General features: G+C 60.4%; 11 protein-coding genes. 6 read left to right on the top strand and 5 right to left on the bottom strand.

The features are described 5' to 3' along the window. Positions 1–438 precede the first annotated feature (438 nt). Positions 439–876, bottom strand: coding sequence for a hypothetical protein (locus BLU37_RS16890; RefSeq protein ID WP_010449621.1), 438 nt, complete (start codon positions 874–876; stop codon positions 439–441). A gap of 106 nt (positions 877–982) precedes the next feature. On the opposite strand from BLU37_RS16890, the gene BLU37_RS16885 reads away from it, so the two are divergent. Continuing rightward, complete coding sequence (locus BLU37_RS16885; RefSeq protein ID WP_090206792.1) at positions 983–1,423, top strand: universal stress protein; 441 nt, start codon at positions 983–985, stop codon at positions 1,421–1,423. Between the two features lie 167 nt (positions 1,424–1,590). On the opposite strand, the gene BLU37_RS16880 is transcribed toward BLU37_RS16885, so the two are convergent. Beyond that, positions 1,591–3,510 (bottom strand): ATP-binding cassette domain-containing protein, encoded by a 1,920-nt coding sequence (locus BLU37_RS16880; protein ID WP_090206789.1) that lies wholly within the window; start codon positions 3,508–3,510, stop codon positions 1,591–1,593. A 226-nt stretch (positions 3,511–3,736) separates the two neighbouring features. Between BLU37_RS16880 and BLU37_RS16875 the strand changes: the two genes are divergently transcribed. After that, complete coding sequence (locus tag BLU37_RS16875; RefSeq protein ID WP_090206786.1) at positions 3,737–5,665, top strand: transglycosylase SLT domain-containing protein; 1,929 nt, start codon at positions 3,737–3,739, stop codon at positions 5,663–5,665. A 36-nt stretch (positions 5,666–5,701) separates the two neighbouring features. Here BLU37_RS16875 and BLU37_RS16870 read toward each other — a convergent pair whose 3' ends face one another. Then, complete coding sequence (locus BLU37_RS16870) at positions 5,702–6,508, bottom strand: MOSC domain-containing protein (RefSeq protein ID WP_090206783.1); 807 nt, start codon at positions 6,506–6,508, stop codon at positions 5,702–5,704. Between the two features lie 113 nt (positions 6,509–6,621). After that, a complete protein-coding gene (locus tag BLU37_RS16865; RefSeq protein ID WP_010449630.1) occupies positions 6,622–7,557 on the bottom strand; it encodes a chemotaxis protein CheV in 936 nt (311 codons plus the stop codon). A 574-nt stretch (positions 7,558–8,131) separates the two neighbouring features. Here BLU37_RS16865 and BLU37_RS16860 point away from each other — a divergent pair. From BLU37_RS16860 to BLU37_RS16850, 3 genes are all read left to right on the top strand, one after another. Beyond that, positions 8,132–8,596 (top strand): hypothetical protein, encoded by a 465-nt coding sequence (locus BLU37_RS16860; protein ID WP_090206780.1) that lies wholly within the window; start codon positions 8,132–8,134, stop codon positions 8,594–8,596. A gap of 480 nt (positions 8,597–9,076) precedes the next feature. Continuing rightward, positions 9,077–9,967 carry a sensor histidine kinase gene (locus tag BLU37_RS16855; RefSeq protein ID WP_090206778.1) on the top strand — a complete coding sequence of 297 codons (891 nt, stop codon included), beginning with the start codon at positions 9,077–9,079 and terminating at the stop codon, positions 9,965–9,967. Next, positions 9,964–10,623, top strand: a complete 660-nt coding sequence (locus BLU37_RS16850) for a response regulator (protein ID WP_010449636.1) — start codon at positions 9,964–9,966, stop codon at positions 10,621–10,623. Before BLU37_RS16855 ends, BLU37_RS16850 begins: the two co-directional genes overlap by 4 nt. On the opposite strand, the gene yegS is transcribed toward BLU37_RS16850, so the two are convergent. Continuing rightward, positions 10,607–11,506 carry a lipid kinase YegS gene (gene yegS, locus BLU37_RS16845; RefSeq protein ID WP_019362014.1) on the bottom strand — a complete coding sequence of 300 codons (900 nt, stop codon included), beginning with the start codon at positions 11,504–11,506 and terminating at the stop codon, positions 10,607–10,609. The genes BLU37_RS16850 and yegS overlap by 17 nt on opposite strands. Positions 11,507–11,944: 438 nt before the next feature. Between yegS and BLU37_RS16840 the strand changes: the two genes are divergently transcribed. After that, positions 11,945–13,381: an undecaprenyl-phosphate glucose phosphotransferase gene (locus BLU37_RS16840; RefSeq protein WP_010449639.1), complete on the top strand. Its 1,437-nt coding sequence runs from the start codon at positions 11,945–11,947 to the stop codon at positions 13,379–13,381.

Raw genomic sequence — 13,381 nt, 5'->3', positions numbered from 1 at the left:
ATATGGAAGCTGAACAGTACACGTCGGACGCTAACTTCTGGCCCGGCATTGACGTCACCGTCACTGCTACGCCAAGCCGCCAGGCACACCCGTCGACGCGATAATCGGGATTCTGTACGAGCCGTCTGTCAGACAAACGCTCAATTCATACGCCCGTTTGATTTGGGTGTGGACACCTTCACGGAATTCGAGGCAATTGTCAATTGCCGAAAACACCCCGAAAAATGCGACTTTCCAGTCACTTTCCAGGCGCGCAGGTGCCGCAGCAGCCGGCCTGATGGCGCTTCATTCACAAAATCAATAACAGGCGAAGCCACGTAATCAGGCACAAATTCGGGAACAGGCCTACCAGACCCCAAGAAACAGCCTAGTGGAAAATAGAAGCACTTTTTATGAAGGTCAGGCGCCAGAGCGTTTGCTCCGACGGAACGACCTGAGTCAGGCCAGCGCCTTGAGCACCGCGGCGATATCATGCAGCACCTGCACTTCGCCGCGCTCGGCCCAGTAGAGCGCGATCATCTGCGTATCCGCCTCGACCTTGAAGACATTGGCTGGCAACGTCCGAAAATGCACCAGCAAGGCTTCATCTTCGAGCACTTCGCGCCACTGGTTGACCCAGACGCCAGGCTCGCTTTGCCAATAGCTCCAGCATGCCGGCGCCTTGCCGCGCCGTGGACGATGATATTGTGCACACGGGCTTGGCGGCTCCTGAGACAGCCAATGCGGCCACTCCTGCGGCGCCAGTTGCATGCCCAGGCCAATGCGTCGCGCCTCCATGCGCAGGGCCATCCTATCGCCCTGGCGACGCGAGGGTCGCAGCCATGCCAGAGGACTGAGAACCACCGCCAGGATTGACACCACTATCCAGACCGTCATATCTCTACACCCCGAAGATTATTGATGAGCGATTGATTCAACGCAGAACCAATCCGCTTTAAACCAACCATACTTAAAACAATTGCGATCCTCAGGAGGTGCCTCCATGCCCTACAACCACATTCTGGTTGCCGTCGACCTGACGGAAGAATGCGACCCGGTCATTCAGCGGGCACGCGAACTGTCGGTCAGCAACAGTGCCAAGCTTTCGCTGGTACACATCGTCGAGCCCATGGCCATGGCCTTTGGCGGCGACGTACCGATGGATCTTTCCCAACTGCAGCAACAGCAGTTCGATCAGGCCAAGGAGCGCCTGCAACGGCTGATCAACAAGTACCCCGAACTGTCGAAAGACAACTGCCACCTGACCTACGGCCAGCCTCGCCAGGAGATTCACCACCTGGCCAAGGAACAGCACTGCGACCTGGTGGTGGTCGGCAGCCACGGGCGCCACGGTCTGGCGCTGCTGCTCGGCTCCACCGCCAACGACGTGCTGCACGGAGCCCCTTGCGACGTCCTCGCAGTACGCCTGCAAAGCAAGAGCTGACAAACACGGAACCTTTGCAGGAGCAGGGCTTGCCCGCGAATGGGCCCTCAAGAGCGCCAAAGCTTCGCGGGCAAGCCCTGCCCCTACAAGGGCACCGCCTCACAGCCATCCTGCAAAAAGCCCGGCCTCACAGAATGAAGCCGGGCTTTTTATTGCCGCGCGATCAATCAGGCATCCAGCTCGGCCCAGCGCTCCATCATTGCATCCAGCTCGGCCTGGAGCGTCTCCAGCCTGGCAAGCACGGCGGTCGTCTCGGCAGCCGGACGCTGATAGAAGCCCGCCTCGGCCATTTCGGCCTCTACCGCAGCGATCTGCTGCTCCTTGGCGTCGATGTCCCCCGGCAAGGCTTCCAGCTCGCGCTGCAGCTTGTAGCTGAGTTTCTTCTTCGCCGCAGGCACTTCGGCCACAGTTGCCGCTGCCACAGGGGGAGCACTGACGATCGCCGACTCAAGCCCGGCCTTGCCCGACTTGCTCTCGGTCACCCCGAGCAAGCGTGGCGAACCGCCCTGACGCAGCCAGTCCTGGTAGCCGCCAACGTATTCGCGAACCTTGCCCTCGCCTTCGAACACCAGGGTGCTGGTCACCACGTTGTCGAGGAATGCCCGGTCGTGGCTGACCATCAGCACGGTGCCCTGGAAGGTCAGCAGGACCTCTTCCAGCAACTCGAGGGTTTCCACATCGAGGTCGTTGGTCGGTTCGTCGAGTACCAGCAGGTTCGCCGGCTTACTGAACAGTTTGGCCAGCAGCAACCGCGCGCGCTCACCACCGGACAGCGCCTTGACCGGCGTACGCGCCCGCTGCGGGCTGAACAGGAAGTCACCGAGATAGCTGAGCACATGGCGGCTCTGGCCATCGATATCGATGAAATCGCGACCTTCAGCGACGTTGTCGACCACGGTCTTTTCCAGGTCGAGCTGATGGCGCAACTGATCGAAATAGGCCACCTCGATACGGGTGCCCTCCTCCACCTTGCCGCTGGTCGGCACCAGACCGCCGAGCATCAGTTTCAGCAGAGTGGTCTTGCCGGTACCGTTGGCCCCCAGCAAGCCGATCCGGTCGCCGCGCTGCAGGACCATGGAGAAGTCCTTGACCAGGAACGGACCGCCCGGGTGGGCAAAACTGACGTTCTCGAGGACCATCACCTGCTTGCCGGACTTGTCGGCGGTATCGAGCTGGATGTTCGCCTTGCCGGTGCGCTCGCGCCGTTCGCTGCGCTCGACCCGCAAGGCCTTCAGCGCACGGACACGGCCTTCGTTACGGGTACGCCGAGCCTTGATGCCCTGGCGAATCCACACTTCTTCCTGGGCCAGGCGCTTGTCGAACAGCGCGTTGGCGGTTTCCTCGGCTGCCAGTGCGGCCTCCTTGTGCACCAGGAAGCTGGCGTAGTCGCCGTTCCAGTCGATCAGCCCGCCGCGATCGAGCTCAAGAATGCGAGTGGCCAGGTTCTGCAGGAAGGAACGGTCGTGAGTGATGAACAACACCGCGCCCTGGAAGTCCTTGAGGGCTTCTTCCAGCCAGGCGATCGCGCCGATATCCAGGTGGTTGGTCGGTTCGTCGAGCAGCAGCAGGTCGGGCTCGGCCACCAGCGCCTGGGCCAGCAACACACGCCGACGCCAGCCACCGGACAATTCGGCCAGGGTCTTGTCGGCGGGCAGCTGCAGGCGACTCAGCGTGCTGTCGACCAGGGTCTGCAGGCGCCAGCCGTCGCGGGCCTCGAGGTCATGCTGGACGTGCATCAGCTTGTCCAGGTCGGCATCGGTGACGATGTTCTGACTCAGGTGGTGATATTGAGCGAGCAGCTCACCCACACCATCGAGGCCCTGGGCCACCACGTCGAACACGGTGCGGCCGTCGGCCACCGGCAGCTCTTGCGGCAATTCGCCGATCTTGAGCGCGGGGGCACGCCAGACAGAGCCGTCGTCGGGCTTCTGATCGCCCTTGACCAGCTTCAACATGCTGGACTTGCCTGTGCCGTTGCGGCCGATGATGCACACCCGCTCTCCACGGGCGATCTGCCAGGACACCTTGTCCAACAGCGGCATGGCGCCGAAAGCAAGGGACACATCGCTGAATTTGAGCAGGGTCATGAGCTTCTCCAAAAACCGGGCGCGTATTCTACCTGATGTTGAGCGGCGAGACCGCCGCGATTTTTGCCGGTGGTCGAAGCCTGCGATGCCCATTCAGATGACATTTGGTATCAAGTTGCGTACGAGGGCCGGCAAAACTTTCGCCCCGCGCCGGCAAAAGGCTAAGCTACCCGACAATCAGCGCCGGTCTTGCCGGCGCTTGTCTGTTTTTTTGCCCGGAAGTCTCATGCGCAGCCGTCTTTTCAACTTTTTATCGTGCCTGCTTTTTTCCACCTGCGCCGTTCATGCTGCCCAGGCCGCCGACCTCGCCCAGCAACGTCAACTCTACGATGACGCCAAGCGTGCCCTGGCCAAGGGCGATTCAGGCCCCTACTTCCAGAATCGCAGTGCCCTGCTGAGCTATCCGCTGGAGCCCTACCTGGCCTACGACGAGCTGACCGCTCGACTGAAGACCGCCAGCAACGCCGAAATCGAGCAGTTCCTGGCCGAACATGGCGACCTGCCCCAGGCCAACTGGATGAAACTGCGCTGGTTGCGCTGGCTCGCCGAGCGCGGTGAATGGGCGCCCTTCGTCAAGTACTACGACCCGAAACTGAACTTCACCGAACTGGACTGCCTCAACGGCCAGTACCAGCTCAGCCACAACCTGCTCGCCGAGGGCTACGCCACGGCGGAAAAACTCTGGCTGACCGGCAAGACCCAACCCAGCGCCTGCGACGCCTTGTTCGACAGCTGGGCAGCACAAGGCCAACTGACCGAACAAAAACGCTGGCAGCGCGTCAAGCTGGCCGCCGAGGCCCGCAACTACGGATTGGCCACGGCACTCGTCAAGGGCCTCACCACCCTCGGCCCGCAAGGCAGGATGATGATCGAGGTGGCGCAGAAACCCGATCTGCTGAGCCAGCCGGAACGCTTCGTGCCGGCGGATGAGGCGATGTCCGACGTGGTTGGCCTGGGCCTGCGCCGCCTGGCACGCCAGGACCCGGACAAGGCCATGGCGCTGCTCGACGGTTACGCCGCGAGCATGCGCTTCTCCCGTGACGAGAAAGTGTCCATCGCCCGCGAAATCGGCCTGACCCTGGCCCGCCGTTACGACGGTCGCGCCCTGGACATCATGACCCAGTACGATCCGGAACTGCGCGACAACACCGTCACCGAATGGCGCCTGCGCCTGCTGCTGCGCCTGGGTCGCTGGGAAGACGCCTATCAGTTGACCCGCCGCCTGCCCCAGGACCTGGCCACGACCAACCGCTGGCGCTACTGGCAGGCCCGCAGCCTGGAGCTGGCCCAACCGCAGAACCCGCAGGCGCAGGTGCTGCTCAAGAGTGTCGCCCGCGAACGCGACTTCTACGGATTCCTCGCCGCCGATCGCGCGCAGACCCCCTACCAGCTCACCAACCGGCCGCTGGTACTCAGCCAGCAGTTGATCAACAAGGTTCGCAACACGCCCGGCATACGCCGGGCCCTGGAACTGCACGATCGCGGCCAGATCGTCGACGGTCGCCGCGAGTGGTACCACGCCAGCCGCCACCTCAGCCGCGACGAAATGGTCGCCCAGGCCAAGCTGGCCTACGACCTGAAGTGGTATTTCCCGGCAATCCGCACCATCAGCCAGGCACAGTACTGGGACGATCTGGACATCCGCTTCCCCATGGCCCACCGCGACACGCTGGTGCGCGAGGCCCAGGTACGCGGCCTGCATTCGAGCTGGGTATTTGCAATTACCCGCCAGGAAAGTGCCTTCATGGACGACGCCCGCTCCAACGCCGGCGCCACCGGCCTGATGCAACTGATGCCCGGCACCGCCAAGGAAACCGCACGCAAGTTCAGCATCCCGCTGGCCTCGCCGCAGCAGGTGCTGGATCCGGACAAGAACGTCCAGTTGGGCGCCGCCTACCTGAGCCAGGTGCAGAGTCAGTTCAACGGCAACCGCGTGCTCGCCACCGCCGCCTATAACGCAGGCCCGGGCCGGGTACGGCAGTGGCTCAAGGGCGCGAACCACCTGAGTTTCGATGTCTGGGTGGAAAGCATTCCGTTCGACGAGACGCGCCAATACGTGCAGAACGTGCTGTCGTATGCGGTGATCTACGGCCAGAAACTCAACGCGCCGCAGACACTGGTGGACTGGAACGAACGTTTCTTCGACGACCAGTGATCCCTGGAGGGGGAGCCTTCCGCACGGTTCAGTGGGTCATTCCAGAACCGTCACCGGCATCCCCACTTCCAACCGACCCACGCCATCATTGACCAGGTTCTGCCCGAACAGCACATCCCCGCCCTGCTGCCGATAGGTCTTGAGCGTAGTCAGTGGCTCACGGTCATCACTGCGCTGCCCGGACTGCGGGTCGATTGTGGTCAGGATGCACCGCGAGCAGGGCTTGACCAGTCGGAACTCGACTTCGCCAATGCGGATCCGCTTCCACTGGTCCTCGGCAAACGCCGCACTGCCCTCGATGACCAGGTTGGGTCGAAACCGCAGCATCTCCAGCGGACGGCCGACCCTGTGGGAAAGATCGTCCAGCGATGCCTGGCCAATCAGCAGCAACGGAAAACCATCGGCAAACGCCACGCGATCATCTTCCTTGCCATAACCGGCCTGGGTGATCCGCGCCCGCTCCAGCGGCACATGAACCAGGCGCACCGATTTGCCGATGAACTCGCTCAACCAGGCCGCAGCTTCGTCGCCAGCATCCGGCACACGCAAGGTGTCGTTCCAGATGCTCACGCCGCGCAATGATTCATCGGCCGAGGGCACTGCCACATCCAGCGCCGAATACCCGCGGGCGCTCAAGGTCAGACCACCAGTTGTATTCCACAAGGCCGACAACTGGCTCATGCTGGCCACGGCACGCTGGGTCAGGAAACGGCCGCTGTCCTGGTCCACTATCATCCAGCGCCGATCCCCCGTCAGCCCCAACGCATCGAGCGTGACCTGTGACAGCGGTTCGCCCTTCGCGGACTTGACGGGATAACGATACAGCGCACTCAGACGCATCATGGGGATCGGCTCCGGGATAAAAGATCACCCTACACCAGCCGTTCGCACAGTCAAAGATCACATCACGACGACCGGCAGCGGAGCAGGCATTGCACCTGCCCCGTGAAGCGGCATCAGGCCTCGGGATGATCCAGCAGCAGGCGCTGACGAACCACGTCGACGAGCTTGTCCGGCTGGAACTTGGAAAGGAAGTTGTCGCAACCGACCTTCTTCACCATCGCTTCGTTGAAACTGCCGGACAGCGACGTATGCAGCACCACATAGAGGCCACGCAGACGTGGGTCGTTGCGGATCTCGGTCGTCAGGCGATAACCATCCATCTCCGGCATCTCGGCATCGGTGAACACCATCAGCAACTTGTCGGTCATCACCGCACCGGAATCGGCCCAACCCTTGAGCATGTTCAGCGCCTTCAAGCCATCGCTGGCGATGTGCAACTTCACCCCCAACTGGCCCAGGGTATCGCGCAACTGCGACAAGGCCACCTTCGAGTCGTCGACCAGCAGCACTTCGCGCCCGCGAGCATGCTCCATCACCGGATCTTCGAGTTTTTCCCGGGAAACCTTGGCGTTGTACGGCACGATTTCGGCGAGAACCTTTTCCACGTCGATGATTTCCACCAACTGGTCATCAACCTTGCTGATCGCCGTCAGGTAATGCTGACGCCCGGCACTGGTCGGCGGCGGCATGATCGCGTCCCAGTTCATGTTGACGATGCGGTCCACGCCACCGACCAGGAACGCCTGCACCGAACGGTTGTACTCGGTGACGATAATGGTGCTGTCCGGTCCGGGAACCAGCGGTCGCATGCCGATCGCCTGGGACAGATCGATCACCGGCAAGGTCTGCCCTCGCAGGTTGACGACCCCACAGACAAAGGGATGACGCTGAGGCATGAGGGTCAGTTTGGGCAGTTGCAGGACTTCCTGCACCTTGAACACGTTGATTGCGAACAACTGACGACCCGCCAGGCGGAACATGAGAATCTCCAGACGATTCTCGCCCACCAGTTGTGTACGTTGGTCTACCGTGTCGAGAATGCCGGCCATCAATCACTCCAGAGGCGTTGATACAAAAAAACTTCATTGAAAGAGTTATCGGCCGAATCCACCAGACCTTGACCCTCTTGCGTAACATCCGCAAAACAGTTGATGTCACAATAACATCATGCTTTACTGAGTGCACTGTCTGGACTGGCTCCGCCTCGCGCAAGGCGACCACCGGATCTTCCTTTTGTTCCCCTCTATAGGGGAATCCCCTAGTAACAATCAGGCACAACCTGATATTCGCAATATCCAATAGCCATTAATGTGACGCCATTCTCACAAAATGAATGGAGTCGGGCTTTTGCTTTCAATCGCGGGACGGTGGCCACAAAGCCAGACAAGAGACCTCAAAGCTCTGGTTAAAGCGCTCTGGATCGGCCCTTTTCAGCGGTTTTTGCAATCGTCGCGAACGACCTTCTCGAACATCGTCTGCCTGTGTCTGATACTCCCGTGCAATCGGTCAACACCGACACAATCGGAAACAGACTACAGACACTCCCTGTGGGCCGACATTAACTTACCGCCGTTCGCCAAGCGCGACCTTCTATCGCCTGCCGATGTTTCATGGAGATAAAGCATGCTGAACGGTAAAGAACGGCAGACCCACCTGCCGCAATTTCTGGTGGAAGCAGAGGCCCTGCAAGCGAAGATGCGCGAATGTTGCCTGCATCTGGCGCTGATCCGTAACGACCAGGATGCCATCGATTGCCTGCTCGGCGCCCTGCATAAGCTCGGTGGACGTGCCGATGTACTCGGCGTGCGCTGCATGGCGAGCTTTTCGAGACATATTCACGACGTTTTGACGCACGCACCCACTCCGCTCAACCTTCACGACGGAGCGTTGCACGCTCTGCAGAACTGCCTGACACTGCTGGCCTGGCAACTGGAACTGATCGACCCACACACCGGCCAACTGGGCCTCGACGATAGCGAACAGGCCGAACTGATTGCCGCCCTGGCGGCACAGACTGAACTGTCCACCAGTCTGCTCGCCGAGTCGAAGGCCTTCACGCTGATCACCTTTCCCGGGCCCTGCGCCTGACCCTTGGCCCTGACATAGGCATCCGTACCCGATACCCGCACACACCCTGTGTGCAAACCAGCCCATGAGCAAGATGACAAGATCAACTAATGAACAACTTTGGGTGTTTTGAGCAAGCTTTCTTAGTATAGAAAGAATAATGTGTTAAACGGCGAGGACTTCAAAAACAAACGACTTTCTAAACGCCAACCACCTGATTTCCATCAGCTTCGCACAAAAAAACTGACCACTCGGACATATATAAACAGGGACGACCAACCTTAAACCAAGTGCTACTATGCTGGCCGTTTGCTTATGCACTTGATGGTAAAATGAATTGCCTGTGATCCCTACCAGGTTCAACAAAGATACTAGCACTTAGCCAGCTATCACTATATCCAGCTGTATATGAACATTGAACCGTAACCGTTTTTCCAACAGAGTCCTGTCAGCGGTTACGTTCAGACTCTCCGTACCGGACACTCATTGGCTCCACACGCTATGTACGCCAGCCTCAAGTCACTAAAGCCTTGGCTCTCCTCACGAAAGAATGCTCGTCGGCTGACCGTCCTGCTTTGCATTGCCTCGGCCATCACCAGCCTGGTGTTCTATGTCAGAGGCTCGTCTGCGTCCCTGGGATTGCTGTTGCTCAACCTTGCCACCCTGGCCTGCCTCTGGTTGCAGCATCACGACGCGAAAACCTCGATCAACTTCCAGCCCCAGGAACTGGCCGATCGACTGCTGCAGGTGCAGGAGAATGAGCGGCACCGCCTGAGCCGCGAACTGCACGACGACATCGGCCAACTGCTGACCGCCGCCAAGCTGCAGACCCAGTGGTTGCGGGGACGCCTACCGGAAGATCTGCACAGCCACTGCACGGACCTGAACAATACCCTGGACGAAACCCTGGCGAAGGTGCGCGACGTCTCGGCTATCCTCAATCCACGCCAGTTGAGTAGCCTGGGCCTGGAAGCCAGCTTGCGCGCGCATCTGCTCAAGACCCTGGGCAACACCTCGCTGCACTGGAGCCTGGAATGTCATCAGCAACTGGCAGGGTTGTCCGAGGAAATGGCGGTGACCGCGTTCCGCGTGACACAGGAAGCCGTCACCAACGTCCTGCGCCATGCCAAGGCCGGCAACCTGCTGATACGCCTCAAGCGCCTGCCTGAAGGTCTGTCGCTGTACATCGCCGATGACGGCCAGGGCTTTTCCCCAGCGGCCAATCCGGCTGAACAGGGCCAACGTGGCATGGCCGGCATGGCTGAACGCGCCGAACAGTTGGGCGGCCGATTGACAGTCACCAGCGCACCCGGCAAAGGTACACAAATCGAAGCCCTTCTTCCCTGGGCCCCCCGCGCCCTCGAACGAGCCAGTACGAATAAGGTTCCATGACCTGCAATTTACTTCTGGTGGATGACCACTCACTGATCAGGGCCGGTGTACGCGCCCTGGTGCTGGAAATTCCGGGCTATGCCGTGATTGGCGAAGCCAGCGATGGCACCCAGTTGCTCGAAGCCGTCGAACGACTGAACCCGGATATCATCCTGCTCGACCTGTCGATGCGCGATATCGGCGGGCTCGATGCCCTGCGCCAGTTGCAGGCCGTACGCCCGCACAGCAAGGTACTGATCCTGTCGATGCACACCGATCCGCAACTGATCATGCAGGCCCTGGAAGTCGGTGCCCATGGCTACCTGCTCAAGGACACCACCGCCACCGAACTGGCCCAGGCACTGGATGCCTTGCGCAACGACGAACGCTACCTCAGCCCGGCAATTGCCCACACGGTGATCAATCAGGCACTGACCCAGGCTCAACGCCAGGCGCCGACACAGGCCCAGACGCACAACCTGACCGGACGCCAACTGGAAATCCTCAGGTTGATCGTACGCGGCAAGTCCACCCGGGAAATCGCCAACGGCCTGGGCCTTAGCGTCAAGACCGTGGAGACTCATCGCGCGCAGATCATGAAGCGCCTGCAGATTTTCGATGTCGCGGGGCTGGTGCTGTTCGCGGTTCGCGAACGCATCATCAGCCTGGACGACTGAGCAGCGGCGAATCGGTCGGCAGGTGCACCCGCAATGCGCCCGGACGCGCCTCGAAACGCAAGCTGTCACTCTCCAAGGGTTCACCGTCGAGGTTCAGGTACAGGCCCTCGGCGACCTTGATCTCGACCCAGGGCAGGCGTGCCCGGACGAACAGGTTGTCCAGCCCCCAGCCATCGCTCATCAACTGGCGCAAGGTGCCGACCACCTCCTGCGGCGCGGGCAGGATGCTGATATCGAGCAGACCGTCATCGACCAGCGCCTGCGGACACAGCAGATGCCCGCCACCGGCCTGGCGCCCGTTGCCGATACCCAGCGCCAGCAGGTCGCCCTGCCAATGGAAGTCGGGGCCCTGCAACTCGCCATAAGCTGCATGCAACTCACCGAAACGTGTCAGCCCGGTGAACAGATAAGCCGCTCCACCGAGCACTTTTTTCAGGTCTTCAGACGTATTGGCCGTCACCTGGCTGCCAAAACCGCCCGTGGCCATGTTCAAAAATACCTGTTCCCCCACCACGCCAAGGTCGATGGGCCGGGCCGGGGCGTCCAACAGCTGCAACGCTGCGGCCGGTTCCAGCGGCACGCCGGCGGCGCGCGCAAAATCGTTGGCGGTCCCCAGCGGCATCAACACCAGGCTTGCCTGGGTATCGGCCACGGCGAGTGCCTCGGCAATATCGCGCAAGGTGCCGTCGCCACCGCCGGCGATCAACTGCCGGTACCCCATCGCCAGCGCCTCCTGCACCAGGCGTTGCGCATCCCCCGCTTCCCAGGTCAGACGCACGGCCAGCTCCCAGCCCTCTCGGCGCTTGTCCTCGACCGCTACCCTGACGTCCTCGTTGAGAGCCTGCTTGCCATGCAGAATCAGCAATGCCTTGCGCTCGCTCATCGGCGTTTTCTCCTGTGTCGATGGCCTTGCGATATGTGGACCGCGACCGAATGGAAACGACTTGCGTCCCATCGATTTATTTCTTCGCCGTCACCGCCCCCCTCTACGCCGGGCTCAGGCAACAAAACAGACTCCGCGAAATTTTTTTTGGCTACAGACTGTCATTCCATTAGCGACCGACAGTTTCATGAGCTTTACTCAAGCACATGTCAGGCTCACAAGAGGAAAAATATGCACAGAAACGCAGGTTAAATCCATGAAAAAAGTAGGATTTTTCTCTGCCAATGTGCCAGCCGCCTGTAGTTTCAGACGGTGAAAAAACCAGCTGCCAGGGATGGGGTCAGCGCAAAAAAGCCCTGGAAATGCTGCCATAGGAATTACCTACCGAAGTGTTTCGTAGTTGCCATTTTGCAATGGTAGAAAGGGAAGGGGGTCTCAATGCGCTTGCAGCCAGTCGACAGCATGCTGCTTACTCGGCCGAGCATGGTCGAGTACTTTTTGTTCGGCATTCGCCTGGTCCACGGGCTGACCGCTATTCTGCCCGGTCTGTTGATGCTGATTTACCTGCGCGGACAAACCCCGCAAATCACCGAAGGTTATCTGACCATCCTGCTGTTCTTCGGCGTTATCAGTGTGCTGATTTTCCAGGCGCTGGGGATCTATGCCGAGACGATTTTCAGCAACCTGCTGCGCTTTCAGATCACCCTCTTCGCCTGGTCCTCGGCCTTTTGCCTGTTACTGTTCATGCACCATGGCCTGCAACTGTTCAACTACCTGGACAATACCCAACTGCTGGTCTGGTTCGTCGCCAGCCTGACGCTGTTCGGCGTCGAACGGCTGATCCTGCTGGCGTTGTTCCAGCAATTGATGCAACGCGGGATCTTCCTGCAGAACGCAGTGATTCTCGGCGCGACCGAGAACGGCCAGCGCCTGGCCGACTATCTGTCGCAACACCAGGACATTCGCTCCGGGGTGATCGGTTTCATCGACGACCGCATCAGCCGACTGCCGAAAACCATGGTCAACCTGCCACTGCTGGGCAACTCCGACGATCTGGAACGGCTGATCCGCGAAGAGAAGGTCACCCAGGTCCTGGTGGCCCTGCCCTGGTCGGCGGAAAACCGCATGGACTACATCATTCGCGAACTGCGCCGGTTGCCGGTCAATGTGTTGCTGGTGCCGGACATGATCGCCTTCCGGCATGCCCACAACCGCATCACCGAAGTCGCCAACCTGCCGATGTTCAACGCCTCCGAGGTGCCCCTGCGGGGCTGGTCGCCGATGTTCAAGCGTCTGGAGGACATGGTGCTGTCGAGCCTCGCGCTGATTCTGCTGTCGCCGATCATGCTGCTGGTGGCGCTGGCGATCAAACTCGACTCACCAGGGCCGGTGCTGTTTCGGCAGAAACGCTATGGCTACAACAACCGACTGATCGAAGTGTTCAAGTTCCGCTCGATGCATCAACACCAGGCCGACGCCACCGCCGAGAAACAGACCACCCGCGGCGACCCGCGCATCACCCGGGTCGGACGCTTCATCCGCAAGACCAGCCTCGACGAGTTGCCCCAACTGTTCAATGTCTTCGCCGGCAGCATGTCGATGGTCGGTCCGCGCCCCCATGCCACGGCGACCAAGGCCGCCGGCATCCTGTTCGAGGAAGCCGTCAAGGAATACACCTCGCGCCATCGGGTAAAGCCGGGGATCACCGGGCTTGCGCAGATCAATGGGTATCGTGGTGAAACCGACACCCTGGAAAAAATCGAAAAACGCGTGGAGTTCGACCTGGAGTACATCGAGAACTGGTCGATCTGGTTCGATCTCTACATTCTTTTGCGCACTGTCCCGGCAGTGCTCCTGACTCGCGAGGCCTTCTGA

This window comes from Pseudomonas asplenii (genome assembly GCF_900105475.1).
Taxonomy (GTDB): Bacteria; Pseudomonadota; Gammaproteobacteria; order Pseudomonadales; family Pseudomonadaceae; genus Aquipseudomonas; species Aquipseudomonas asplenii.
Note: the sequence above shows the minus strand (reverse complement) of the source record. Positions and strands in the feature narration are given on the sequence as shown.